Consider the following 25519-nt stretch of genomic DNA (forward strand, 5'->3'; position numbering starts at 1 on the left):
GCCCTACCGCAGGTTTACTTCATAAGCGGCGCTGGTCTTTGCCTGCACCTCTTCGGCGGTCACGCCCGGCGCCAGTTCGATCAGCTTGAACGGGCTCTGATGGTCTGCGCGCTGGAAGACGGCGAGGTCGGTGACGATCATGTCGACCACGTTCTTGCCCGTCAGCGGCAGCGTGCAGGCGGGGATGAACTTGGGGCTGCCGTCCTTGGCGGTGTGCTCCATGACGACGATGATCTTCTTCACGCCGGCGACGAGGTCCATCGCGCCGCCCATGCCCTTCACCATCTTGCCCGGGATCATCCAGTTGGCAATGTCGCCGTCCTGGCTTACCTCCATCGCGCCGAGCACCGTCAGGTCGATATGCCCGCCGCGGATCATGGCAAAGCTGTCGGCGGACGAGAAATAGCTGGACGAGGGGAGCTGGCTGATCGTCTGCTTGCCCGCATTGATCAGGTCGGGATCGACCTCGTCATCATAGGGGAAGGGCCCGATGCCGAGCATGCCGTTCTCGCTCTGGAGCGTCACCTCCATGCCCGAAGGGATGTTGTTGGCGACCAGCGTCGGGATACCGATGCCGAGATTGACGTAGAAGCCGTCCTGCAGCTCCATGGCAGCGCGCGCCGCCATCTGGTTGCGATCCCACGGCATCAGACTTCGCTCCCCGCAGCCGCCGGCGTCGCCTCGCGCGCCCGCGTCGTCCTGAACTCGATATGCTTGTCATATGGCGCGCCGAGCACGATGCGCTTGATGTAGATGCCGGGCACATGGATGGCGTCGGGGTCGAGCGACCCCACCGGCACGATCTCCTCGACCTCGGCCACGGTGTTGTAGCTGGCGGTGGCGGCCGGCTGGTTGAAGTTCCGCGCGGTCTTGCGGAAGATCAGGTTGCCCGCTTCATCCGCCTTCCAGCCCTTCACGATCGACAGGTCGGCGCGGATGCCGCGCTCGAGGACGTAGGTCTCCCCGTCAAACTCCTTCAGCTCCTTACCTTCGGCGACAAGCGTGCCGACGCCCGTCTTGGTGTAGAAGCCGGGGATCCCCGCCCCGCCCGCGCGCAACCGCTCGGCCAGCGTCCCTTGCGGGCAGAATTCAACCTCCAGCTCACCCGAGAGATATTGCCGCTCGAACTCCTTATTCTCGCCGACATAGGAGGAGATCATCTTGGCCACCTGACGCGTGCGCAGCAGCTTGCCCAGCCCCACGCCGTCGATGCCCGCATTGTTCGACACGCAGACGAGCCCCTTCGTGCCCGCCGCCTGGATCGCATCGATCAGCCGCTCGGGGATGCCGCACAGGCCGAAGCCGCCACTGGCGATCGTCATGCCGTCATGCAGCAGCCCTTCGAGCGCGGCCTCGGCACTGGGATAGACCTTCTGCATGCGCACTCCCATTCTGGTCAGGGCGGCGTAACGGGCCGGACGGCGCCGCGTCAACGCTTCCGCGTCACGGCGGTGGCGGCTAAGCTACCGCGATGACAGATCTGCGCACCGGCGGCCGCATCCTCGTCGATCAACTCGTGGCGCAAGGGTGCGATCGCATCTTCTGCGTGCCCGGCGAAAGCTACCTTCCGGTGCTGGATGCGCTGGTCGACACGCCCGAAATCGCGCTGGTCGTAGCCCGGCAGGAGGGTGGCGCCGCCTTCATGGCATGTGCCGACGGCAGCATGACCGGCCGGCCCGGCATCTGCTTCGTCACGCGTGGGCCGGGGGCCACCAACGCCTCGATCGGCGTGCACGTGGCGATGCAGGACTCGGTGCCGATGATCCTGTTCGTCGGCGATGTGGCGCGCGGCGACCGCGACCGTGAGGCGTTCCAGGAAGTCGATTTCGCGGCGATGTTCGGCCCGCTGGCGAAGTGGGCGGCGCGGATCGACGATGCCGCGCGCATCCCCGAATATGTCGCGCGGGCCTATGCGACGGCGATGAGCGGGCGGCCCGGCCCCGTCGTGCTGGCATTGCCCGAGGACATGTTGGGCGATGCCGTGGATGCGGTTGACCGGCCGCTCGTGCTGAAGGCCGCGCAAGGCGCCGGTGCGCCGATGCTTAACACGCTGGACGAGCTGATCGAGGCAGCCCGCGCGCCACTGGCGATCGTCGGCGGCGCAGGCTGGACGCGTGAGGCGGGTGCGGCGGTGGCCCGCTGGGCTGAGGGGATCGGCTTGCCGGTCGCCTGTGCCTTCCGTCGGCAGGACGCGATCCCGAACGACAGCCCCATCTATGCAGGCAATCTCGGCTACGGACCGAATCCAAAGCTCGTCGAGCGGGTGCGCGATGCCGACCTGCTGATCGTGATCGGCGCGCGGCTGGGTGAGGCGACGACGGACGGCTATGCGCTGATCACGCCCGACCATCCCGGCCAGACGTTGGTGCATGTCCACCCCGACCCGGCAGAGCTCAATCGGGTTCATCAGGCAGGTTACGCGATCTGCGCCGACGTGACCGCGTTCGCCCGCGCCTTGGACGAGGCAGGCTGGATCTGCTGGAAGGAAGGACTGCACGAGCAGGCCCATGCCGATTGGCTCGCCTGGTCGACGCCTACGCCGAATGGCCGGGCGCTCGATCTCGGCCTGTGCGTCGCGCACATGCGCGAGGTGCTGCCGGCGGACAGCATCGTCTGCAACGGCGCGGGCAATTTCTCGGGCTGGTTCCACCGCTTCTGGCATTATGCTGCTATGCCGTCGCAGCTGGCGCCGACCGCGGGGGCGATGGGCTACGGCCTGCCCGCGGGGGTTGCTGCGGCTCTACGCGATCCCGATCGGCAGGTCATCGTCGCGGCGGGCGACGGCGACTTCCTGATGAACGGGCAGGAACTGGCGACCGCGGTGGCGCAGGGGGCGCGCATGCTGGTGCTGGTGATCGACAATGGCAGCTACGGCACCATCCGCATGCATCAGGAGCGCCGCTATCCCGAGCGTGTGTCGGGCACCGAACTCGTCAATCCGGACTTTGCCGCGCTCGCACGGGCTTATGGCTGCTGGGCGGAGACGGTGGAGCGAACGGAAGCGTTCGCGTCGGCGCTGAAACGGGCGATGGCCGAGCCTGGTGTTGCGCTGCTGCACCTGAAGACAGAGGTGGAGCAACTCGCGCCTGCCGTCACGATCAGCGGGCTGCGGGGAACGTCCGGCTGAGGCTCCGGCGGCGTGACCGAACCCATGGCCATGCTGCCGTAACGAAGAAGGGGAGGCCTAAGCCTCCCCCTCGCGATCTCAGATCTTGTCGCCGAGCGCGCCCTTGACGCTGCCCTTGAGGTGCTGCGCCTGACCCTCGGTCTTCTGCGCCTCACCCTCGGCCACGACGTCCGGCCGGTCCTGCGCATCGCCGACGGCCTTCTTCACTTCGCCGGCGACCTGGTTGGCCACGCCTTTGATCTTGTCGGTCATCTCACCCATGACATGCTCCTCGCGTTGCGGTTGCGAAGAGAACGAAAGCGGCCTGCCCCCGTTCCGGTGACAAATGATTTAGATCAAGCCGGCAAGCGGGCTGGACGGATCGGCATAACGGCGCTTGGCCATGCGGCCGGCACGGTAGGCCATGCGTCCGGCCTCGACCGCCGCCTTCATCGCATGCGCCATCAGGATCGGATCCTTGGCCTCGGCAATGGCGGTGTTCATCAGCACGCCGTCGCAGCCCAACTCCATCGCGGCCGCCGCGTCGGAGGCTGTGCCGACGCCGGCATCGACCAGCACGGGCACCTTCGCCCCCTCCACGATCAGGCGGATCGTCACCGGATTCTGGATGCCGAGGCCCGATCCGATCGGCGCGCCCAAAGGCATGATCGCCACCGCGCCGGCATCTTCCAGCCGCTTCGCGCCAATCGGATCGTCGACGCAATAGACCATCGGCTTGAAGCCTTCCTTGGCCAGCACCTCGGTCGCGCGCAGCGTCTCCAGCATGTCGGGATAGAGCGTGCGCGCCTCGCCCAGCACCTCGAGCTTGACGATGTCCCACCCGCCCGCTTCGCGCGCGAGGCGGAGCGTGCGGATTGCGTCCTCCGCGGTGTAACAGCCGGCCGTGTTGGGCAGGTACATGATCTGCTTGGGGTCGATATAATCCGTCAGCATCGGCGCGTTGCGATCTGCGACGTTGACCCGCCGCACCGCGACGGTCACGATCTCCGCACCCGATGCGGCCACCGCGGCGGCGTTCTGTGCGAAGTCCTTATACTTGCCGGTGCCGACGATCAGCCGCGAGCGGAAGGTGCGCCCCGCCACCGTCCAGCTATCGTCCGCCAGCGGCGCGACATGATCGCCGCCGCCGACGAAGTGGACGATCTCCAGCTCGTCGCCATCCTCCACCCGGACGTTGGCGAGGGTCGAGCGCGGCACCACCTCGAGGTTCCGCTCCACTGCCACCTTCTCGGGCACGAGGCCCAGCTCACCCGCCAGCTCCGCGATGGTGATCCCGTCACGCACCCGGCGATGCTCACCGTTCAAGCGGATCGACAGGGTACGGTCTTCGGTCATTGCGTGCCTTTCCTGAAGGATGGCTGCTCTATATGGGGGGCGGTCCTTCACGTCCAACCGCGGAGCGCCCTTGATGGCCGATACGGTGTTCATCCTGAACGGGCCGAACCTCAACCTGCTCGGCCTGCGCGAGCCGGAAATCTATGGCTCCGACACGCTCGACGACATCGCCAACGCCTGCGACGATCATGCCCAGGGTCTCGGCCTGACGGTCGACCTGCGGCAATCCAACCATGAAGGGCATCTGGTCGACTGGCTGCACGAGGCGAATGCGCTGCCCGCGCGCGCCGTGGTGCTGAATGCGGGCGCCTACACCCACACCTCCATCGCGCTGCACGATGCGATCAAGGCGATCGGCGTGCCGGTGATCGAGGTGCATCTGTCGAACCCGCACCGGCGGGAGGATTTCCGACATAAAAGCTATGTCGGCATGGCAGCCAAGGGCACGATCGCGGGTTTCGGGCTGACCGGCTATCTGCTCGCGCTGGACGCGGCGGCGAAGCTCTGACAGACGCAAGCGCAACAAACGAACATAAAGGGTCACATCATGACCGAGCCTTCCGGGATGCAGATCGATCCCGCGCTCGTCCGCCAACTGGCCGAGCTGCTCGATACCACTCACCTGACCGAGATCGAGGTGCAGGATGGGGAACGCCGCATCCGCGTGGCGCGCAAAGCCGCGCAGGTGGCGGCAGCAGCGCCCGTCTACGCGCCCCCGCCCCCGCCGCTCACCGGCACGCCCGCCCCGTCCACCGCGGCGGCCGCTCCCGATGCGCCCGAGCCTGCGGCGGCGGACCATCCCGGTGCGGTCAAGTCGCCGATGGTCGGCACCGCCTATCTGGCGCCCGAGCCTGATGCCAAGCCGTTCGCGGCGCCCGGCCAGCGCGTCGAGGCGGGTGCGACCCTGCTGATCGTCGAGGCGATGAAGGTGATGAACCCGATCGCATCGCCGCGCGCGGGCACAGTCAAGGCGGTGCTCGTCGGCAACGGCCAGCCGGTGGAATTCGACCAGCCGCTCGTCATCGTCGAGTGACGCCGGTGGCGATCAAACGAGTCCTCATCGCCAATCGCGGCGAGATCGCGCTCCGCATCCACCGCGCCTGCCACGAAATGGGTATCGAGACGGTGGCGGTCCATTCGACCGCGGACACCGATGCGATGCACGTGCGGCTGGCGGATCACGCCATCTGCATCGGCCCGCCGCCTGCAGCCGAGAGCTATCTCAACATCCCCAACATCATCGCCGCCGCCGAGATCAGCGGCGCCGATGCCATCCATCCCGGCTACGGCTTCCTCAGCGAGAATGCGCGTTTCGCCGAGATCGTCGAGTCGCACCAGATCATCTGGATCGGGCCCAAGCCCGAACATATCCGGACGATGGGCGACAAGGTTGAGGCCAAGCGCACCGCCGCCCGCCTCGGCCTGCCGCTGGTGCCCGGATCGGACGGGCCGATCAGCGATGCCGCGGAGGCCAAGCGGATCGCGCGCGATATCGGCTACCCGGTGCTGATCAAGGCGGCGTCCGGCGGCGGCGGGCGCGGCATGAAGGTGGTGCCCAGCGAAGACCAGCTGGAAAGCCTGATGCAGCAGGCGGGCTCCGAGGCGAAGGCGGCGTTCGGCGACGCCACCGTCTACATGGAAAAGTATCTCGGCGATCCACGCCATATCGAGTTCCAGATCTTCGGCGACGGCGAGGGCAATGCCATCCACCTCGGCGAGCGGGACTGTTCGCTTCAGCGCCGCCACCAGAAGGTGCTGGAGGAAGCCCCCTCCCCTATCATCTCCGCCGAAGAGCGGACGCGCATGGGCGGCATCGTCGCGCAGGCGATGGCGGACATGGGCTATCGCGGCGCGGGGACGATCGAGTTCCTGTGGGAAGACGGCCAGTTCTACTTCATCGAAATGAACACCCGCCTGCAGGTGGAGCATCCGGTGACGGAGGCGATCACCGGGCTCGATCTCGTGCGCGAGCAGATCCGCGTGGCCGAGGGCAAGGGCCTGTCGCTGCGGCAGGAGGATGTGGAGTTCCGCGGCCACGCCATCGAATGCCGCATCAACGCCGAGGATCCGCGCACCTTCGCGCCCTCCCCCGGCCTCATCAAGGGCTATCACGCGCCCGGCGGCCTCGCGGTTCGCGTCGATAGCGGCCTCTATGCCGGCTACCGCGTGCCGCCTTATTACGACTCGATGATCGCCAAGCTGATCGTCTGGGGCCACAGCCGCGAAGGGGCGATCCGCCGCCTGCGCCGGGCGCTGGAGGAATTCGTCATCGAGGGCGGCAAGACGACCATCCCGCTTCATCAGCAGCTGATCGAGAACCCTGATTTCCAGTCGGGCGATTATACGATCAAGTGGCTGGAGAGTTGGCTGGAGGATGGCGGCATGGACGCGCCGAAATGAAGGCGACCATCTGGCACAATCCGCGCTGCTCCAAGTCGCGCGAGACGCTGGCCCTGCTCGAGGCGGCGGGCGCGGAGATCGCCACGGTCGAGTATCTCAAGGCTCCGCCCGAGCGGGCCGAATTGGAACGCCTGCTGGCAAAGGGCGGTCTCGCACCGCGCGATGTGCTGCGTGCAGGCGAACCGCTGGCCAAGGAACTCGCGCTGGCGGATGCCGATGATGATCGGCTGCTGTCGCTGATGCTGCTCCATCCCGTGTTGATCGAGCGGCCGTTGGTGGAGACGGACAAGGGCGTGCGCCTCGGCCGGCCGCCCGAACGGGTGCGCGAGATCCTCTAATGCCTGCTCTCGGTGGCGTGCTCAGCGCGCCACCGACCAGCGGTTCTTGATCAGCGCGCCTTCGGACGAACCGATGCGCCGCGCCGGATTGCCTGCGACCGTATCGCCCGCATCCACGTCCTTCACGACGACCGACCCCGCACCGATCGTCGCGCCGCTGCCAATCGTCACCTCCTCCACCAGGACGGCGTGGGGGCCGATGAACACGCCGTCTCCTACCCTCGCCGCAGCCTTGCTGGCCGAGCCGAAGGTGACGCAGTGGCCAAGCGTGCAATTGTCGCCGATCCGCGCACTGGAATTGACGACGATGCACATCGGATGGGGGATGAGCAGCCCGTATCCGATCGGGAGGGCGCTGGGGATCTGAATGCCCAGCTTGTGCGACAGCGCGCGGTGCCGCGCCTTCGCCAGCACAGCGACCAGCGGGTTCGACGCATGCGTCAGACGGAGCCAGACGCTGTACCGGAACCCAAGGTGGCGCAGGTAATAATGCAGGAAGGCACCCGCGGAGACGCGGCCGGCATAGCGGAACAGATCGCTCTTCACATAGCTGACGCACGACCCCATACCGCCCTCGCCATCGCTGAACCGCGGTGCGGGCGTGCGCCTGATCCGCCGAATGGGCGACTGCAAGCTCCTCCGGAACGGAGCCATAGCGTGCACCACGGACGGACTCGGTGACTTCGACAGGCCCAGGCGTGCGGCGTAGCCTCCGATCTGGAGCCGCCCGGTGGCGTAGCGGCGCTCATGTCCTCCGTCCGGAGATCAGCGCATGATTCGCATCGCCCCTCTCGCCACGCTCCTGCCCGCGATCCTGCTCGCCGCCGCGCCCGCCAAAGCGGACCCGATCGACGGCACGTGGACGTCCGATCTCGCCACCGCGCAGCTGTCCGACAAGCCGGTCGTGCAGTCGCTGGCTGGCGGCGTCTTCCGCTGCGCCAGCTGCACGCCTGCTTATTCGGTCCCGGCCGACGGCAAGTGGCACAAGGTGAGCGGCCCCGAATATTGGGACGAGGGGATGGTCGAGGTGGTCGATGCCAACACGGTCAACTTCGCCATCCGGCGCAAGGGCCGGATCGTCGGCACATCGACCGACACCGTGTCGTCAGACGGCAACACCACGCGCACGACCTACAAGGACAGCGGCTCCGCCAATGGCGTGCCGGTGGAGGGCAGCAGCACGCTGACTCGGCTGGCGGCGGCCCCGGCGGGTGCCCATGCCATCTCCGGCTCGTGGAAGCGTACAGCCGCACAGAGCAGCGAGGCCGGGCTGAACCAGACCTTCCGGCTGGACGGCAAGGTGCTGAAACTCTCGACACCGACGGGGGAGAGCTATGCCGCGACGCTGGGCGGGCCGGCCGCGCCGATCGTCGGTGATCCCGCGGGCACGATGGTGCAGGTTCGCAAGGTGGGCGCGGCCTATGAGGAAACCGGAATTCGCAAGGGCAAGCCCGTCTACCGCATGACGTTCGAGCCCTCGGCCGATGGACGCACGCTGGCGGTCAGCTCCACCAACCTGCGCAACAATTCGACGACGCGCTTCACCGCGACGAAGCAGTAAGAGGAAAGCGCAGCCGGCAGCTTGCGTCCGCCCCCCCGCCACGCCACCTTGGCGGCCGTGACGATGCTCGATCCCGATCTGCTGCTGCGGGCATATTCGGTCGGCGTGTTCCCGATGGCGGACAGCCGGGCCGCGCGCGACGTCTATTGGGTCGAGCCGAAGGCGCGGGGCATCCTGCCGCTCGACGGCTTTCGCCTGTCCCGCTCGCTGGCCAAGACGCTGCGTTCCGGGCGCTTCCAGACTACGGTGGATCGCGCCTTTCCGGGCGTGGTCGCGGCCTGCGCGGCGGCGACGGCGGATCGGCCGGATACGTGGATCAACCCGGCGATCGAGCGCGCTTATGGCGAGCTGCACCGCCGCGGCCACGCCCACTCGGTCGAAACCTGGGCCGATGGCGAGCTGGTCGGCGGGCTTTACGGCGTGTCGCTCGGCCGCGCCTTCTTTGGTGAGAGCATGTTCAGCCGGGCGACGGACGCGTCCAAGGTGGCGCTGGCCCACCTGGTCGCGCGGCTCCGCGTGGGCGGCTTTCGGCTGCTCGATTGCCAGTTCATCACCAGTCACCTCGCCTCGCTCGGCGCGGTGGAGGTGAGCCGCGACGTCTATGTCGGGTTGCTCGATTCGGCGCTGGGGTTCGCCGCGGCGGCCGGTGCGGGCGATGCTGCGGCCGGCGCTGCCGACTTCTTCGCGCTGGACCGGCTGGACCCGCCGGAGGGCGCGACCAGCGTGTCGGCACCGATATCGGGGCTGCGCATCACGCAGCTCTTGGGCCAGACATCGTAGACCGGATGCTCGACGACGTTGAGCGACGGCGTTTCCTTGTAGAGCCAGCCCGAAAAGGGGCGCCGCCAGCGCCCGTCGCGGCCGCGCACGTCGAGCTGGACGAAGGCGCCCGTCAGCTGCTCCGGCTCCCATGAGGCGGTGCGCTCGCAGGCGCGCAGCCGCACGATCACGTCACCGACGCGCACTGCCTGGCCCGGCTTGAGCGTCAGATCGCGGGCTAGGCCGTTGCGCTTGTTGAGCAGGCCGATGACGGCGACCCGCTCCGCCATCGGTGTCGCTTCGCGGGTGCGCGCGGGAGCCGCAGACCGGGTTCGCGCGCGCTTTTCCGGCACGTCGGCCTGCGCCGATGCATCGATCGGCGCGCTGGTCTCCGTCTGCGCACTGTCATTCTGATACGCGGCCGCCGTGCCGAGCGCGACGAGCATCCCCAGCGGCAGCGCCGCTGCCCACCACCTCATGGCGCGGGCGCGGATGCGCTCCCGGCGTCGGCGCCCTCGCTCGAGGGTGGGGAGGAGGACGGCGTCTTGTTGATGAAGCCGCCGATCAGACCCATCAGGTCCATCGCGCCCTGCGTGTCGACGATGGTGTCGCCGCTCTTCAACGCGGTTTCCGAGCCACCGGGCGTGATGCCGACGAAGGTGGAGCCGAGCAGCCCTTCGGAGGTGATCGCCGCGCTGGAGTCGGACGGCAGCTTGATCGAGGGATCAAGCGCGAAGACGAGCTTGACCTGCCACGTGGCGGGATCGAGCGACTGACCGATCACGCTGCCGACCTTCAGCCCGGCGACGCGCACGTCCGTGCCGATGTTGACGCCCGACGCGTTCGGGAACAGTGCATTGACCTCGACCGCATTGGCCGCGCGGCCGCCGCCGGTGCGCGTCCACGCCATCGAGACGAACCACACCGCGAGCAGCACGACGGCGAGGCCGATCAGCGCCTCGGCGACGTTTTCCTTGATCGCAGCCTTCATGCGTCGGGGGTCCACGCCTCATAGTCGCCGGTCGCGGCGGCACGGCGGCCGCCTGCCTCCAGCGCGCCGGCCGGGCGATAGGCGTCGCGCGTGCCCGTCGTATTGCCGAGCGGCGGCTTCTGCCATGCCTTCGCCGGCCCCTCGGGCACCGTATCGATATTGCCGTGCAGCCAGCCATGCCATTCGGGGGCGACCCGGCTGGCGTCGTTCGAGCCCGAATACATCACCCAGCGCCGCCGGACGCCGAACGAATCCGGCTTCTTCGACTCGAAATAGACGTTCCCGAACGCATCGCGCCCCACCTCCGCGCCCTTGCGGCGCGTGTAGAGCGCGGTTCCCCAGGTGGCGCCTTCCCACCAAGTAAAGGCATTCTTCAGCAGGCCCATGCAACCGCCCTAGCCGCTGGCGTCGCGCCGGGGAAGCCCCGCCGCGGCGCCTTCGCATGGCTCAGTCGCAATAACGCACGCGCACCCTGCGCCCGATGTAGGGATCCCACACGCGCCGCGTGTAGCAGCCACCGCCCCAGGCATAGCCGCCGCCATAATAAGCCGGCCCGCCATAATAGCCGTCATAATAGGGCCGGTTGGCCGAGGCGATCGCCGCACCCACGCCGAGGCCGAGCAGCCCTGCGCCGATCGCAACGCCGGTTCGATCATAGCCGCGATAATAAGGCCGGTAGTAACCGCGGTAGCCGCCGCGATAACCGCCACGCCAGCCACCGCCGCGGAAGACAGGTCCGCCGCCATAATAGCCGCGCCCCCAGCCCGGGCCGCCGCCACCACGCCAGCGCTGCGCATCCGCCGGCGCCGTCGCCACCACCATTGCGGAACTGAGCGCCAGCCCCGCCACAAACGTCTTCATCGATGTACGCATCGCCACTCCTCCAGCGCCCCCAGAGGCGCCGTCCAAGGCCGAAGCCCCGGCCGGCGTTGGCGATTCTACGAAGGCTGTGGCGACCCGTTCCAAAATGGGGCGGAGGATTTCCGCCCCACTTGGCAATCCGTCAGGCGGCCGCCTTGGCGCGCGAGGCGCGCTTGCGCTCGTGCGGATCGAGGTGGCGCTTGCGCAGGCGGATCGACTTGGGCGTCACCTCCACGAGCTCGTCATCGTCGATATAGGCGATGGCCTGTTCCAGCGTCATCCGCTTCGGCGGCGTCAGGCGGACGGCATCGTCCTTGCCGCCCGATGCGCGGAAGTTGGTCAGCTGCTTGGCCTTCATCGGATTGACCTCGAGGTCATCATCCTTGGCGTTCTGACCGATGATCATGCCTTCATACAGCGCCTCGCCGTGGCCGACGAAGAGGACGCCGCGCTCCTCGAGCGGGCCGAGCGCATAGGCCTGCGCCTCGCCGACGCCGTTGGAGATCAGCACGCCGTTCTTGCGGCCTTCGATCGCGCCCTTGTGCGGCCCGTACTTCTCGAACAGCCGGTTCATGATCCCCGTGCCGCGCGTGTCGGACAGGAACTCGCCATGATAGCCGATCAGCCCGCGCGACGGCGCGGAGAAGGTGATGCGCGTCTTGCCGCCGCCCGACGGGCGCATGTCCGTCATCTCGGCCTTGCGCAGGTTCATCTTCTCGACGACCGTGCCCGAATATTCCTCGTCCACGTCGATCACGACCGTCTCATACGGCTCCGTCCGCTTGCCGTCCTCGTCGGTGCGAAACAGCACGCGCGGGCGGCTGATGCCGAGCTCGAACCCTTCGCGGCGCATCGTCTCGATCAGCACGCCGAGCTGGAGCTCGCCGCGGCCAGCCACCTCGAACGAATCCTTGTCGTCGGCTTCCGTCACCTTGATCGCGACGTTCGATTCCGCCTCGCGGAACAGGCGGTCACGAATCATGCGGCTGGTCACCTTGGTGCCCTCGCGGCCTGCCATCGGCGAGTCGTTGACGGCGAAGCGCATCGACAGCGTCGGCGGATCGATCGCCTGCGCGTGCAGCGGCTCGGTGACGGACGGGTCACAGATGGTGTTGGCGACGGTCGCGACCGTCAGGCCCGCGAGGCTGATGATGTCGCCGGCATTCGCCTCCTCGGTAGGCACGCGCTCCAGCCCGCGGAACGTCATGATCTTGGAGGCGCGGCCCGTCTCGATGACGTTGCCGTTATTGTCGAGCGCGTGGATCGCCTGGTTGGTCTTGACCGAACCCGAGAAGACCAGGCCCGTGAGGATGCGGCCGAGGAAGTTGTCGCGGTCCAGCAGCGTCACGAGGAACTTGAACGGACCGTCCGGATCGGCCTTGGGCGCGGGCACATGCTCGACGATCTTGTTGAACAGCGGCGCCAGCGTGCCCTCGCGCAGCGTCGGGTCCTCATTGGCATAACCGTTACGGCCTGACGCGTAGAGGACGGGGAAATCGAGCTGCTCGTCCGTCGCATCGAGGCTGACGAACAGGTCGAACACCTCGTCCAGCACTTCCTGGATGCGCTCGTCCGGGCGATCGACCTTGTTGACGACGACGATCGGGCGCAGGCCCAGCGCCAGCGCCTTGCCGGTGACGAACTTCGTCTGCGGCATCGCGCCTTCCGACGAGTCGACCAGCAGGATCACGCCGTCGACCATCGACAGGATGCGCTCCACCTCGCCGCCGAAGTCGGCGTGGCCGGGCGTGTCGACGATGTTGATGCGCGTCGGTTCCTGCCCCTCGGGCGCCCACTCCACGCTCGTGCACTTGGCGAGAATGGTAATTCCGCGCTCTTTCTCAAGGTCGTTCGAGTCCATCGCACGCTCTTCCACGCGCTGATTGTCGCGGAAGGTGCCGGATTGGCGGAACAGCTGGTCGACCAGCGTCGTCTTGCCGTGGTCGACGTGCGCGATGATCGCCACGTTGCGGAGGCTCATGGGAAATCCTGATTGTCGGAGCTGAAGTCGGGCGGGCGCTTAGCCGAAAAGGGCCGCGGCAACAAGGCGAGTGCTGCGGCGCGCCATGAGCGCTGAGCCGGGCGTTCCCGCGGGGCGCTTCACCCGCTTCATGGGGATCGACTGGTCGGGCGCGGCGGTGGAGCGGCCGCCGGGTCTCGCCGTGGCGGAGGCCGAGGCGGGCCGCGGGCCGCCGCACCTGATCCGCCAGGATCGGGGCTGGTCCCGCGAGGACGTGCTCGCGCGCTTGCGAATGGCGGCGGAGACAGGCGAGGCGCTGCTGATCGGCATCGACTTCTCTCCCGCCTTGCCCTTCGCCGATCGCGGCGCCTACTTCCCCGGCGAGGCGTGGAGCCCGCCGGATGCGCGGAGCCTCTGGGCGCTGGTCGACGCGATCTGCCGCGGCGACGCGCATCTCGCCGCCACCGCCTTGCCGCGCCACGCCGCCGCGCACTTCCGCCGGCAAGAGGGCCGCACCGTGCTGACGGGCGACGCGTTCGAGCAACCTTCCGGCAGGCTGCGCGTGGTGGAGGCGGAAACGCGGCGTCGGCGGCTGGGCAATGCCACCTCCGGCTTCAACCTGATCGGGGCGGCGCAGGTCGGCCGCGCCAGCCTGACCGGCATGCGGCTGCTGCACCGGCTGGCCGGTCGCGTGCCGATCTGGCCGTTCGATCCGGTGCCGCCGCAAGGCCCGCTGATCGTGGAGGTCTATAGCGCCATCGCGGCGGTGGCGGCGGGCATGGTGCCCGGCCGCACCAAGCTGCGCGACGCGACGGCGCTGGATGGCGCGCTGGCGGCACTCGGCAGCGCCCCGGCCGCCCCCCTGCCCCGCTATGACGACCATTCGACCGACGCCATGCTGATCGCCGCATGGCTGCGCCGCGTCCACACAAGCGCCGCTTTATGGCGGCCTGCCCTCCTCGACGACACGCTCGCACGCACCGAAGGCTGGACCTTCGGGCTGGACTGACGCAAGGCTGGCAGCGGGCCGGCCTAGCTCAGCTGGTAGAGCATCCGCCTTGTAAGCGGGAGGTCGTCGGTTCGAGTCCGACGGCCGGCACCACGCAGTCGCCCGTCTCCTGCCTAACCGGCTGGCTGACGGCACTCGCCAGAGAAGCGCCTGGTTTCCGTAGCTTTGCGGCAGCGCATCACGGGCAAGCGAGGACAGGAGCCGCTTTCTCCGCCGAGATGACGCGCAAAGTGGCCGCGCATCTCTGCTGGCTTGAAAAATGCCCTAGATTCTTTCGCGAGGGCCTAAGGGCGGTTCCTCTGCAGCAATTGGAACGAGAACGCGCGCCATCTCGGGCGCGCGCAGGTTCGATCGGTTGAAGCGACAGGCAAAGCCGAGCACACGGCGTTGCTCCCGTAAGTCAAGCGCGATGGCCTCAGCGCGCAGCAGCTTGCGGGCGGTCAGCGGAGGCGCACGCGTCAGTGATGGCCAAGGTAAAGATCGCAAGCCGAGCGCTCGCCACGTTTGCAAACGCAGCCTTGAACGAGCGGTGATGGCGTCCGCTTAGAGCCTTGGATCTCCTCTCTGAGCCTAGGCCAGCCGAATCACCGATGTATGCCTGGGCGATTTCGTGCCCGCCTACTCCATGTGCTGCGGCCTGCAAGAGACACCGCAAACGGCCTTAGGGCAGCGCCGCCGCCACATCCGCGGTGAAGCGGGCGATATCGAACCGAGCCGCACCTGAATCCTCGCCGCGGCGGACGATGACGAGACGCCGCGACGGGATAACCATGATAAATTGACCGCGATTGCCCTGCGCTGCGAAGCTGCCTGGGGGCAGGCCCTGCTCAGGCCCGAACAGCCACATGGTTGCGCCGTACCCCGGACCGCTCGCCGGTTGAGGGCCGCTCGGCGTCGTCATGGCACGTACCCAGCCCTTGGGCAGCAGGCGCTTGCCCGCCCAGACGCCATCCTGCAGCCAGAACAGACCCAGCCTGGCGAGATCGCGTGCAGTCGACCAGACCTGGCTCGAGAGGATGTAGTTGCCGTGCCAGTCCGTCTCGGCGACGGTATGCGCCATGCCGAGTGGACCAAACAGGCTGCCGGGCAGCGCGCGATAACGCTCCTCGCCGATCGCCTGCCGCGTTGCGTACATGGCGAGCAGGATATCGTTGTTGGCATAGCGGAAGCGCGTGCCCGGCGAGACCTCCAGCGGCCAGGCCACCGCCTGCTCGTCCACGGTCGTGCCGCCGAAGTAGATCGCGTCCGTTCGATTGCCAGCCGTATCGCTGTGCAGTCCCGACGCCATGCGCAGGAGGTGGTCGATCGTGATGCGGCGCCGCGGATCACCAACTCGCCATTCCGCGATCGTGGCGGGAGCACCCACTGCCCCCGCATCGGCCAGTCCCACGAGCGTTCCCGCAATCGACTTGCCGACAGACCATGTACGGTTGGAGACGAACGGGCCGAAGCCGGCGCCATATTGCTCCGCCAGCACACGCCCATCCTTCACCACCAGCAAGCCAACGGTCTTGGTGCCGGCGCCATAGGTGTTGCCGAAGGCGCCGCCGACGGTACCCGCCAGCCGTGCCGAGGGCCGCGGTGCAATGCCCGCGTCGCCCTGCGGCCATGGGCGGGCATCCGCATCAGGGATGCCAGCTGCGGGCGCAGGCAAGCGCGCAGGCGCGGCCTCGCTACCGATTGGCTGGGTGACGCACCCTTGCCCACGGGTCCATGCTGCGCGCCGCGGCGGCATGCGTGAGTCGAACGCCACTGAGACGCTGTGCTGCTCGCGGTCGATCTGCGCAGACAATGTGGGCACGATCCCGGCATATTCGGGATAGATACCGGCGAGCTCGTCCGCGTCGATCTGCGCAGGGGTGCGCCCCCCGTTGAAGATGCCGGAGCAGTAAAGGGCCGCCTTATACCCCGCGGCGACTGCGCGCTGATAGGCGCCCGGTGAGGGCTGCGGAACGACTTGGGCCTGTGCGGCGGCGGGGAGGAGCAGGATGAGGCAGGCAGCTAGCAGGGTGCGCATGCCCGCCTCTTCTCATTTGGCCGGGACATCAGCAACCCGCCCGTGAAACAATTGGTCGAACACGAATTTCAGCCAGCTGAGCTCTTGAACGCGGATATGCCCGGCGCCCTGCCATTGTATCGATCCACTCGGAAACGACAGGCGACCAGCTTTCGCTATGCGCTCAACGACGAACAAATCGAGACCTGATATCCTTCCACATCTGATCGTACTCCTTGCGGGCGGCGCTTCGAAGGGTCGGACCGCCGGCCGGTCCGCGAGACGATCGGCCGCAAGCGCGCGCATGCCGAGGCGAAGCTCGGCCCCGCTTTCGACCAGGGCAATTCGATGTCGTGTTGGGGCTTGGCTCCGTGCCGCTGCCCGTGCTTGAGGCGGAGTTCGATCGCTGGATCGCCGAGGGCAGCAGGAATGCGGGTAAGGATGCCGCCGGCTGAACGGTCCAGGGATATCGAGAAGAGGGGAATGATCGTGCTCAAGCAAGTCTCCGCCATCGCGCTGGCTTTCGCAGCGTCCGGCGCCATTGCCGCGCCCGCGCAGCCCGCCGCACCTGCCGCCGCCCCCGGCAGCGCCGACGCGCAGCTGCGCCAGCTCTACGAGACGGAGTGGGCATGGCGGCAGAAGGAGCTTGCGCGCCTGCCCGATGACGAGCCGTGGATGGCGGGGGACGATCACTTCCCCAAGGTCGATCCCGCCAGCCAGCAGGCGCGCATCGCTTACTGGCAGAAGACGCTCGCCGCGCTGGACCGCATCCCGGTCGATCGCCTCTCGCCCGAGGAGCGGATCAACGCCGCCGTTTTCCGCACTAGCCTGGAAGCGTTCGTGGCGGATGGGCCGTTCCGAGTGTGGGAGATGCCGTTCAACGCGGACAGCAATTTCTGGTCGGGCATTGCGCCGCGCGCCGCCTATGCCAAGCCGGAGCAGTATCGCCGCTATCTCGGCCGGTTGCGCGATCTACCGCGCTATTTCGACGAGCAGATCGCCAACATGCGCGCCGGCCTCGCGCGCGGCTTCAGCGTGCCCAAGGCGACGCTCGGCGGGCGTGACGCGTCCATCGCCGCCTACACCGTCGCCGATCCCGCAACGAACCCCTTCTACGCGCCGTTCGAGAAGATGCCCGCCACCATCCCCGCGGCCGAGCAGGCGGCGATGCAGGCCGAGGCGCGCCAGCTGATCACCGGCACGGTGGTGCCCGCATACGCCAAGCTGCTCGATTTCTACCGCAACGAGTATCTGGCGAAGACGCGCACCACGCTGGCGGCCGAGAAGATGCCGGGCGGCGCGGCCTTCTACCAGGCCCAGATCCACCAGTTCACCACTCTGGATCTCACCGCCGAGCAGATCCATGCCATCGGCCTCAAGGAAGTCGCGCGCATCACCGCGGAGATGGAGGCGGCGAAGGCGAAGGCGGGCTTCACCGGCACGCTGGATGCGTTCAAGCAGTTCCTGCGCACCGATCCGCAATTCTACGCCAAGACGCCGGACGAGCTGATGGGCGTCTCCGCCTATATCGCCAAGCGGATGGACGGGGAGCTGAAGAACACCATCGGCTTCCTGCCGCGCTACCGCTTCACCATCCGGCCGGTGCCCGATGCGATCGCGCCCTTCTACACGGCGGGCCGTGGCGGTCTGGAAAGCTGCCTGATGAACACGCACAATTTGTCGGTGCGCCCGCTTTACCAGATCCCGGCGCTAACGCTGCATGAATGCGTGCCCGGCCACAGCTTCCAGGCCGCGGTCGCGCGGGAGGGGCCGAACCGCCCCGAATTCCGCAAGCAGACCTATTTCTCCGGCTATGGCGAAGGCTGGGGCCTCTACACCGAATGGCTGGGCACGGTGGCTGGCATCTACCGCACGCCCTATGAGGATTTCGGCCGCCTTTCCTATGAGATGTGGCGCGCCTGCCGGCTGGTGATCGACACCGGCATCCACCATTATGGCTGGAGCCGCGACAAGGCGATCGACTATCTCCTCGCCAACACCGCACTATCCCGCCACGAGGTTGAAACGGAGGTGGATCGCTACATCAGCTGGCCGGGCCAGGCGCTGGCCTACAAGCTCGGCGAGATGACGATCCGTCGCAAGCGCGCCGATGCCGAGGCGAAGCTGGGCGCAAAGTTCGACCAGCGCTGGTTCCACGATTTGATCCTGAACCTGGGCTCGGTGCCGCTCCCGGTGCTGGAACAGCAGATCGACGGCTGGATCGCCGCCGGCGGCCCAGACACGCTCGCCGACCGCAAATAGGCCTACCCTCGTGATCGCGAGGAGCGAAGCGACGAAGCGACGAAGCGACGAAGCGACGAAGCGATCCAGCACCCTGGAGTGCGATACGGCGCCAGTAATAGACGGCGCCTCGGCACTCGACGTTCTGGATTGCAGGCACGGCATCTCCGCATGGAGCCGTCACACCCACCGACGCGCTCCAGTGGCTCCAACCAATTTGTTGCGCGCTAAAGAGTGTCTTAAATAGCGATTTGGCTGTGCACCGCGTCAAGCTCGAACACGTCTACCTGCCCCAGCGCATCAGCGAGAGTAGGACCGCAACCTCTGCTTGAGGCAAGCTCCCTGCTCCTCGACATAACGCGGCATGAGTCCGTCAATGCCGCATTGTGCTCATCAATGTATGACTGACGGCAGGGGCGCACCGCTCGCGCTTGTTCGAAAAGCGGATCCAGAGACTTGGGCGATTCCTGCCAGTCATCAGCGCGGAGATCATTTGTAGGAAGATCTTGTACCGCAGGACTCGTCCACGAAGGACCAGGGTGACGTCGCACGTCGGCCGCTGGAGCCATAGCACCGGTACCGCTGAACGGCACGTTGATCTGCAGCCAGCGCCCATCTCGCATTCGCGTCCGCTTGCCATACAGATTGGCTTGCAACGCCGTTGACCGGACGAGGCCCTGATCGAGCGGATCAACATGCAGCCGCTTGAGCTTCACCGCATCGAACAGCGAATCTTCTACGCTTTTACAAACAAATGCCAATCGATTGTCAGGCAGATTTGAAACCGTCCTGCCCAAATCGCCGTCCCACTTGGCCCTGTAGAGCTTGAACGCCCAGGGATATCTCAGAAGTCATTTGCTTATAAGATATACGTCTTGTACGGCAACCTCCACAATACGGAAGCACATCACAGATGTCGATGTTACCAGCTTGGACATACGCCTCAGCGACAGGTTCAATCGCCTTGGCGATCATGGAGCTTTTTCTGCGTTGATAGGTACGGTGAGTTGCTTGGTGCCTTCATGTTATGGCGAATTGCGGCCGGCAAGAACAATTACCATGAAAGCGTCGAATGCCCAAAGGCCAGCTAAGCGCCAGGCGAGTTGTCCTCGTCGCGTCCCATCCAGACCATGGCTAACGCCTACCCTGCCCTCAACGGCGCAACTGGCGCAGGCTTCTCGCATGAGGGCACGATAATAGACATCTCCGCGCCGCCTTGATGGGGTTCTCGCGACTCAGCTCCCGCACCATCGGCGTAGTGAGCGCCTTGGCGTGCGCCATCAATCGGGCGTCGGCCAACCTCCAATATCAGACATCCTGCGGCCGATCTCCCGAACGTCCGCTCACGCCCGGAAGGCAACGTTCACGGTGGCTTGAGCTACCCGCAATTGGGTGTTGGTCAAGGTGCAGCCACAGGCCAGGCCTGAACTGGAGATCGAATGTCAGCTTGCGGAAGTGGGGACGGGGACTCCCGCAATTGCTTCGCTCCGTCGGAGGGCTCGCCGAAGCCTCTTCCGCACGGCCGATTTCCACGAGTCATCGCATCTAGTAAGCGCAGGTCAAATCATTGAACTTAAAACACTTACGTGATCATCTGGCGACTTGATACTCGTGGCAGCCTAGCTTGAGGGAGATCCAGAATATCACCGAAGCTAATCGGATGAGCGGTCAAAGTGGGGTGTGGCGAATAGCCGGCTTGCCAGAACTTGTATTCGGCGCTGTTTCGCGCGATGCTCATGCTGAAGAGTCGCCGAGGATGAGGCGATCGGTTGTCGGGCCCGGCATGGAGCAGGTCACTTTGGTACAGGATGACCGTACCCTTGCGCGGCGCCGTCTGCACCAAGTGGAACAGGTTTCTGATGACCTTACGGTGGCGATAAAGCTTCCACAACGTTCTTGGCCCCAGATTACGTCGACTGAATTGTGAGTTCTTTCCTAAGATAAAGCGCATCAGGTTCGGTTGGTGCTCATCCCACTTTCTGGAGAGCACTCGGTCACGGAATTCACCCGGCGCCAAAAGCGCTTTTCTTTGACTAAGTAGGCGCCACAGCTTCGCCAAGTTGTAGCAAAATATGTGAAAGTTTGTTTTTACTCGGAACAGCTCCATCAACTCACGGGACTTGTCGCCACGCTCCCGGTCGGCGGTGCCGTCGAAGTGCGTACCTGGAATAAACACCGTCCCGCCCTGTCGCTCTGACACATCTGTGACGGCGGCGAAAAGGCTGATCACGCCGGCTGGATCGCGATGAATATATTGATGCGATGAGCCGAGATAGCTGGTCAATGTGGTGATCTCGAGAAGCGGGTGTGACCGCTCACAGTACGCGGAAATGATGCCCTCGAGACGCTGGCACAACATAGCCGCAAAGCTGACTACAACCCGGGTCGACGGGAGAGAGCAGAAGTCGCGACGCACATAGCGATTGTCGGTCTCGCTTGCGAATGAGCACCGGGCCCGATCGGGGTCTTCGATGGTTCGGCGTATCAGTTCCAGGCCAACATCCGCCTCTTCGTTGGACAAGAGGTTCGTGAGGATAACGAAGCCGTTGCTTTTCATCACCGCCAAGGCTTGTCGTGCGCAGACCCCCGTAAGCTTGCCGCCGGCATCCAAGACAGCAGGCACTTCGAACAGAGATGTATCGGTCGAGACCTTAAGCTCTTTCATGCCCTCTGCCTCGTAATGATCCGACGCCCTTCATGACCGGCAATTTGTCGTCACATACCTGTCCGGCAGTCTTGGACCGTGCGGAACCAGGTCGATCCGACGGGCTCGATCAGCGCGTTGGTGTTTGAGCGGTGCCCCTCGTGGCGCATCCCGTGCTGGCCGCGACCGCTGTCGCCGCGATGGCGGCGGCGGCGGCGACCTGGGCCACGATCCGCTTGCGGCGCCGGCGCGCATCCGCGCTCGCGCGAAAGTCGGGACACGCAAGCTCCGACATCGGGCCCCATTTGAAGCTGAGCAGCCGGCCGATCGACCGGTTTCGTACGAACAGCAAATCGATCATCTGCGAACCCGCAACCGCGCCCATCTCCCGCTTGTAGCCGCTGTCGCCAACGCCCAGATCTACCGTCTGCACGCCCTGACGGGCAGCCCATTCGAGCTGACGATATGTGACAATCTTGCCCGGCCGGCCCGCTGCAAAACGCTCGTCATAGCTGCTGGCGATGCTGTACTGACGCTCGCCCGCTCGAAGGTCGAAGGAAAAGGCGGCAGGCTCCCCACCGACGGTCAGGATGGTCGCTGACAGAGCCTCCGCAATATGGGGATCGCGGACCGCTCGGCGCCACAGCGCACATTGGGCGGGCGCGAGGAACTGCGCGCCGCTGCCATCGCTTCTCCGGCCGACCCAGCTATTAGCTTCGATTGCCGCCAGCGCCTTGAAGGCCTCTTCGTCCCATGCGGAACCGGTGACGAAGCGGATGTCGAGCTCTCCCTTTTGCGCCAATTGCCGCTCGTAGTTTTTGAGGCGGCGAAGGGTCGACTTTCTTGGCCAGCCTCCGCCAGTGATTTGATCGCCGACGCTGAGCACAAAGGTGTTTCCGAGCGTTCGAACAAGGACCGTCCAGCCCGCGCGAACTGCGGCCTGTTCAAGCATCGTGACAGCCCGGTCTTCCCGCAACACTGGGCCGACCCGCCACACCGGCGAGAGTGCCCGGCGCACTTGCGGTGCCGACAGCAACGCCTCAAGTTCGGCAGGGAGGGCATCCGCGGCCACAGCGATTGAGCGGAACGGCCAGTAACTGCCCGGGACGGCACGGGTGCCGACCAGAGGCGGGCCGATGCCGGCGATCGGTATGGCGGCGACGGCACTGCCGTCCGGTCGCATCGCCAGCACCGTTTGGGCATTCGCTGCGTCGGCCGCTTCGAACCATGCGGCGCGCATAAAGCAGGATCCGGACCGGGATCGCCGGGCGAGCGCGTCCAGCGCCGGCGAGATCCCTCGGGTGATTGCGACCCGAATGCCCGCTTCTGGTACGATGCGGCGTTCTAACACGTGATGCTCCCTGGCATCGAGGACTAGAACTGCAGATGATAAGATTAAGCTAAGATGGTCCGCACAGGTTGGTGGCGGGCATGCCCTGCCTAACGACCCCCGAACGGCTCGGGCGCAATCCCACCGCACCGAGGCGAGCTTTGATTGGAGGCCTGACTCCGACCATATGCCATGGCTTTTCGCTGATTCGGCTAGAGTCTGAGGTGACATGCTACCGCTGCATCGGAGCGCTCGCGGCCGGAAGCCTCAATCATAGGCCGAACCGGAAAGTCGCCGGCAACTTAGCCCAGGCGTAAATGCTCCCGATAGTCTGCGATTATATGAAACTGTGCTCCGCCGAAGTATGACAGCTTGGAATAAATGATGTTTTGCAACATGCACTGCACAAGCAACGCCTCTGACGCTTGTTCCGCAGCGTAGCTTGGCTAAAGCCCGTGTATTTCCTCCGGTCGAGATAGAAGCTGCCCGCGAGCAGGCACAGCCGAGCTCTGCATGAGAGGACGGTAGCGCTGGCCGAGGCTGAAGGGAGAGCGGGGTATAGGGTTCCGGCGGAGGAGGCCGGAGAGAACTGCATCTGACCTTCAGGTGGAGGCGATCATGCTTGCTTAAGATTTCTGGCCTAGAGCAAGGCTATGGAAATGCGCCGAATTTGCAATGGGTGCCGAGACGGCGTCGATTTCGAGATTCCGTTCACGATGGCTTTCCAGCCGATCGTCGACACGGACAAAGGTCTAGCGTTCGCCTACGAAGCGCTTATCCGCGGATCGAGTGGCGAAGGCGCGCTCAGTGTGCTCTCCCGCGTCACCGAGGCAAACCGCTACTCCTTTGATCAGGCGTGCCGGGTGCATGCCATTGAGAGCGCACTGACCGCGGGCTTGATGGACACGGAAGCTCGCCTTTCTATCAACTTTCTGCCGAACGCGGTCTACTCGCCAATGGCGTGCATCCAGCTGACCCTGCGGACTGCGCAGGCAGTGGGGATGCCGATTGATCGACTAATTTTTGAGTTCACAGAGAACGAGCAGATGGGGTCACCCGAGCACGTCGCGTCGATCATCGACACCTACAAGCGGATCGGTTTTTCGGTCGCGATCGACGACTTCGGTGCGGGTCATTCAGGGCTGGACATGTTTGCCCGCTTTGTTCCCGACGAGATCAAGCTGGATATGGAGCTGGTACGCGGGATCGATACCGATCCACGGCGACGTGCAATCGTGCGGTCCGTGGTCAGCATGTGCCGCGAGTTGAACACCCTGCTGATCGCTGAGGGGATCGAAACCGCTGCTGAGGCCGCGACCCTGCGTGATCTCGGTGTCCGCTACCATCAAGGTTATTGGTATGCGAAGCCGTCCATCGCGTCACTGCCACCAAGCCGGCCGGACTGGCGGCTCCGATAAGAAGTCGTCAGCCTTCACATGCGCTCCATAAGCGCGCGACCCACTCGATAAGACGCCGCCTGTCCAACAATTCACTCGCGCATGAGCGCTCACGCTAGCGTTTTCAGTTCACACTGCCCTGGTCGTCAGCGTCGGCCTGCACCTCACCATCATCCTTTCCAATGAAGCTGATCTTCCCGCGTGTCTCAAGGATTGCCCAAGCGACCTGGTACATCCGCGCGATACCGGCGAGCCGCATTTCCGCCTCAACCTCGGCGCGAGCGCCGGATAGGTGAAGCGGAACTGACCGTCCGCGAAGCTCTCGTAGAAGGCGGCCGGTATGTGGCTGTTGATCGTCAGATCGCGCCACAATGTCGTGTCGACGCCAATAACGGGCTTGGCGATCCCGCGGTGTGCCACAACCTTAATCTGTGTCTCGAAGAACAGCTCGCTGCGAAGGGCGCGCGCCACTTTCACCTCAAGCAACGCGGCGGGCGCGATCACGATCATTACCGGCGCAGGCGAGCCGCCGAACAAGCCCGTTCCAGCTAGAACCATCATCACACTGAGCAGAGCGAGGCCGAGGGGCTGGCATAGGCGCGCAAGCCGCGCGTTTCCGCCGCGTGTTCTTCGCTGATGCCGTCGGGCAGGTCGGTAAAGCGGGACACGCACCGTGGTGCGCAGGACAGAGCAGCCGGGCAAGCGCCCTGACCGATCTTCCGATGCAGCGGCGGCTCATGTTCCATTTCGCCCGATTGTGCCTCCGCTGCGAAGGAGATCACCTCCGCGTACGCGCTACCGAGGCGTCCGGCTCAAGTGGCTTCTTCGTGCACGCCGTCAAATTGGCTGTGACCCTCAAGGCGAGCGAAACGTCCGCTTACGCGAGATAGCAGCCATCAGAACTAAGTAGAATGCGACAACCCTCATCAGGGAATTTGGCCCCGCTCTGACCACCCTGAAGTCACGAGCCCTCAACATTGCGACGCGAGGTCTTGATGCCATGGACGCGGCTCAGCGTGCCCGGCCTCTCAGCTCTCTGGTATGTCGCCGGCGGGGTCGTCGCCCAGGCGCATCAGGATCGGGGCGGCGATCCGTAGCGCCTCGACTTCCGCCTCCGACAGCGCGGCGACGCGTTCAGCGATGAAGGCATGACGGACTTCGGTAGCGTGGCGGATCGCGCGCTGCCCCTTGGCGGTTATGTGGAGGCCGACGCGACGGCGATCGTGACTGTCGTGTACACGACGCACTAAGCCGGCGGCGGTGAGCCGATTGATGTGGCTGGTGATTGTCGGCGCACGCAATCGTTCGAGCCGCGCGAGATCGCTGAGCCCGATGCCGGGGCGGCGCGCCACCTGCTTCAGCAGCACTGGATCCTGCGGCGCCATATCCTTCAGCGCGGGTTGCTGGCGAAGGCTGCGGTAGATGCGGAAAACGCCCTGCTCGATCATCTCAACCAGCAGCCCGCTCGCGTCGGAACGATCACTTCCTTCGCTCATCTAACTTTCTTTCCAATCGCTAAGCCTTTGTTGAAAAGGCGTTTATATGGACCAGCGAGCAAAAGCTTTCTCTG

Annotated in this window: 25 protein-coding genes, 1 tRNA gene and 1 pseudogene; 11 read left to right on the forward strand and 16 right to left on the reverse strand. The window is 65.7% G+C overall.

Features of this window, described 5'->3' with window-relative positions; genetic code table 11:
- Window positions 1–3: 3 nt before the first annotated feature.
- Window positions 4–648: a 3-oxoacid CoA-transferase subunit B gene (locus BM360_RS07120; RefSeq protein ID WP_093312831.1), complete on the reverse strand. Its 645-nt coding sequence runs from the start codon at window positions 646–648 to the stop codon at window positions 4–6.
- The gene (locus BM360_RS07125; RefSeq protein ID WP_093312832.1) at window positions 648–1379 is read right to left on the reverse strand and encodes a CoA transferase subunit A; all 732 of its coding nucleotides are present in this window, start codon (window positions 1377–1379) and stop codon (window positions 648–650) included. Before BM360_RS07125 ends, BM360_RS07120 begins: the two co-directional genes overlap by 1 nt.
- A gap of 92 nt (window positions 1380–1471) precedes the next feature.
- Between BM360_RS07125 and BM360_RS07130 the strand changes: the two genes are divergently transcribed.
- Window positions 1472–3127 (forward strand): thiamine pyrophosphate-binding protein, encoded by a 1656-nt coding sequence (locus tag BM360_RS07130; RefSeq protein ID WP_093312834.1) that lies wholly within the window; start codon window positions 1472–1474, stop codon window positions 3125–3127.
- 78 nt (window positions 3128–3205) lie between these two features.
- On the opposite strand, the gene BM360_RS07135 is transcribed toward BM360_RS07130, so the two are convergent.
- Both BM360_RS07135 and thiS read right to left on the reverse strand, forming a co-directional pair.
- Complete coding sequence (locus tag BM360_RS07135; RefSeq protein WP_093312836.1) at window positions 3206–3388, reverse strand: CsbD family protein; 183 nt, start codon at window positions 3386–3388, stop codon at window positions 3206–3208.
- Between the two features lie 69 nt (window positions 3389–3457).
- Window positions 3458–4462 carry a sulfur carrier protein ThiS gene (thiS, locus tag BM360_RS07140; protein WP_093312838.1) on the reverse strand — a complete coding sequence of 335 codons (1005 nt, stop codon included), beginning with the start codon at window positions 4460–4462 and terminating at the stop codon, window positions 3458–3460.
- A 73-nt stretch (window positions 4463–4535) separates the two neighbouring features.
- Here thiS and aroQ point away from each other — a divergent pair, with 73 nt between their 5' ends.
- From aroQ to arsC, 4 genes are read left to right on the forward strand one after another with little or no spacing between them, the layout of a single operon-like run.
- Window positions 4536–4970, forward strand: coding sequence for a type II 3-dehydroquinate dehydratase (gene aroQ, locus BM360_RS07145; protein ID WP_093312840.1), 435 nt, complete (start codon window positions 4536–4538; stop codon window positions 4968–4970).
- Between the two features lie 39 nt (window positions 4971–5009).
- The gene (gene accB, locus BM360_RS07150; protein WP_207544538.1) at window positions 5010–5495 is read left to right on the forward strand and encodes an acetyl-CoA carboxylase biotin carboxyl carrier protein; all 486 of its coding nucleotides are present in this window, start codon (window positions 5010–5012) and stop codon (window positions 5493–5495) included.
- 5 nt (window positions 5496–5500) lie between these two features.
- Window positions 5501–6862 (forward strand): acetyl-CoA carboxylase biotin carboxylase subunit, encoded by a 1362-nt coding sequence (gene accC / locus BM360_RS07155; RefSeq protein WP_093313854.1) that lies wholly within the window; start codon window positions 5501–5503, stop codon window positions 6860–6862.
- Window positions 6859–7200 (forward strand): arsenate reductase (glutaredoxin), encoded by a 342-nt coding sequence (arsC, locus tag BM360_RS07160; protein ID WP_093312844.1) that lies wholly within the window; start codon window positions 6859–6861, stop codon window positions 7198–7200. The genes accC and arsC overlap by 4 nt, the downstream gene beginning before the upstream one ends.
- A 21-nt stretch (window positions 7201–7221) precedes the next feature.
- Here the strand turns inward: arsC and BM360_RS07165 are convergent, their stop codons facing one another.
- On the reverse strand, window positions 7222–7833 hold the full coding sequence (locus BM360_RS07165; RefSeq protein WP_165611223.1) for a serine O-acetyltransferase: 612 nt from the start codon (window positions 7831–7833) through the stop codon (window positions 7222–7224).
- Between the two features lie 139 nt (window positions 7834–7972).
- Here BM360_RS07165 and BM360_RS07170 point away from each other — a divergent pair, with 139 nt between their 5' ends.
- Both BM360_RS07170 and aat read left to right on the forward strand, forming a co-directional pair.
- Window positions 7973–8761, forward strand: coding sequence for a hypothetical protein (locus tag BM360_RS07170; protein WP_093312848.1), 789 nt, complete (start codon window positions 7973–7975; stop codon window positions 8759–8761).
- 57 nt (window positions 8762–8818) lie between these two features.
- Window positions 8819–9541 (forward strand): leucyl/phenylalanyl-tRNA--protein transferase, encoded by a 723-nt coding sequence (gene aat, locus BM360_RS07175; protein ID WP_093313856.1) that lies wholly within the window; start codon window positions 8819–8821, stop codon window positions 9539–9541.
- 35 nt (window positions 9542–9576) lie between these two features.
- Here the strand turns inward: aat and BM360_RS20070 are convergent.
- The 5 genes and pseudogenes from BM360_RS20070 to typA form a co-directional block, all read right to left on the reverse strand.
- Window positions 9577–9999 (reverse strand): annotated as a pseudogene (locus tag BM360_RS20070) (DUF2155 domain-containing protein); the annotation flags it as partial.
- Window positions 9996–10511, reverse strand: a complete 516-nt coding sequence (mlaD, locus tag BM360_RS07185; protein WP_093312850.1) for an outer membrane lipid asymmetry maintenance protein MlaD — start codon at window positions 10509–10511, stop codon at window positions 9996–9998. The pseudogene BM360_RS20070 and the gene mlaD, both read right to left, overlap by 4 nt.
- Complete coding sequence (locus BM360_RS07190) at window positions 10508–10897, reverse strand: NADH:ubiquinone oxidoreductase subunit NDUFA12 (protein ID WP_093312852.1); 390 nt, start codon at window positions 10895–10897, stop codon at window positions 10508–10510. The genes mlaD and BM360_RS07190 overlap by 4 nt, the downstream gene beginning before the upstream one ends.
- Before the next feature lie 61 nt (window positions 10898–10958).
- Window positions 10959–11384, reverse strand: coding sequence for a hypothetical protein (locus BM360_RS07195; protein ID WP_207544539.1), 426 nt, complete (start codon window positions 11382–11384; stop codon window positions 10959–10961).
- Between the two features lie 130 nt (window positions 11385–11514).
- The gene (typA, locus tag BM360_RS07200; protein ID WP_093312856.1) at window positions 11515–13353 is read right to left on the reverse strand and encodes a translational GTPase TypA; all 1839 of its coding nucleotides are present in this window, start codon (window positions 13351–13353) and stop codon (window positions 11515–11517) included.
- Between the two features lie 85 nt (window positions 13354–13438).
- Between typA and BM360_RS07205 the strand changes: the two genes are divergently transcribed.
- Entirely contained in the window at window positions 13439–14341 is a 903-nt protein-coding gene (locus tag BM360_RS07205) for a hypothetical protein (RefSeq protein WP_093313858.1), read from the forward strand.
- Between the two features lie 17 nt (window positions 14342–14358).
- Window positions 14359–14434, forward strand: a tRNA-Thr gene (locus tag BM360_RS07210).
- A 568-nt stretch (window positions 14435–15002) separates the two neighbouring features.
- On the opposite strand, the gene BM360_RS07215 is transcribed toward BM360_RS07210, so the two are convergent.
- Complete coding sequence (locus tag BM360_RS07215; RefSeq protein WP_093312858.1) at window positions 15003–16358, reverse strand: serine hydrolase domain-containing protein; 1356 nt, start codon at window positions 16356–16358, stop codon at window positions 15003–15005.
- Between the two features lie 462 nt (window positions 16359–16820).
- Between BM360_RS07215 and BM360_RS07220 the strand changes: the two genes are divergently transcribed.
- Window positions 16821–18599, forward strand: a complete 1779-nt coding sequence (locus tag BM360_RS07220; RefSeq protein ID WP_093312860.1) for a DUF885 domain-containing protein — start codon at window positions 16821–16823, stop codon at window positions 18597–18599.
- A 218-nt stretch (window positions 18600–18817) separates the two neighbouring features.
- Here the strand turns inward: BM360_RS07220 and BM360_RS19295 are convergent, their stop codons facing one another.
- The 3 genes from BM360_RS19295 to BM360_RS07230 form a co-directional block, all read right to left on the reverse strand.
- Complete coding sequence (locus tag BM360_RS19295; protein WP_131819209.1) at window positions 18818–19375, reverse strand: hypothetical protein; 558 nt, start codon at window positions 19373–19375, stop codon at window positions 18818–18820.
- 785 nt (window positions 19376–20160) lie between these two features.
- The gene (locus BM360_RS07225) at window positions 20161–21243 is read right to left on the reverse strand and encodes a phytanoyl-CoA dioxygenase family protein (protein WP_093312862.1); all 1083 of its coding nucleotides are present in this window, start codon (window positions 21241–21243) and stop codon (window positions 20161–20163) included.
- A 109-nt stretch (window positions 21244–21352) separates the two neighbouring features.
- On the reverse strand, window positions 21353–22573 hold the full coding sequence (locus BM360_RS07230; protein ID WP_165611224.1) for a GNAT family N-acetyltransferase: 1221 nt from the start codon (window positions 22571–22573) through the stop codon (window positions 21353–21355).
- Between the two features lie 632 nt (window positions 22574–23205).
- Here BM360_RS07230 and BM360_RS07235 point away from each other — a divergent pair.
- A complete protein-coding gene (locus BM360_RS07235) occupies window positions 23206–23970 on the forward strand; it encodes an EAL domain-containing protein (protein WP_479725486.1) in 765 nt (254 codons plus the stop codon).
- A gap of 103 nt (window positions 23971–24073) precedes the next feature.
- Here the strand turns inward: BM360_RS07235 and BM360_RS20110 are convergent, their stop codons facing one another.
- Both BM360_RS20110 and BM360_RS07245 read right to left on the reverse strand, forming a co-directional pair.
- Window positions 24074–24208: a YetF domain-containing protein gene (locus BM360_RS20110; RefSeq protein WP_423228892.1), complete on the reverse strand. Its 135-nt coding sequence runs from the start codon at window positions 24206–24208 to the stop codon at window positions 24074–24076.
- Between the two features lie 769 nt (window positions 24209–24977).
- Complete coding sequence (locus tag BM360_RS07245) at window positions 24978–25397, reverse strand: MarR family winged helix-turn-helix transcriptional regulator (protein WP_165611226.1); 420 nt, start codon at window positions 25395–25397, stop codon at window positions 24978–24980.
- Between the last annotated feature and the right edge of the window lie 122 nt (window positions 25398–25519).

The organism is Sphingomonas jatrophae, from assembly GCF_900113315.1.
GTDB lineage: Bacteria > Pseudomonadota > Alphaproteobacteria > Sphingomonadales > Sphingomonadaceae > Sphingomonas_P > Sphingomonas_P jatrophae.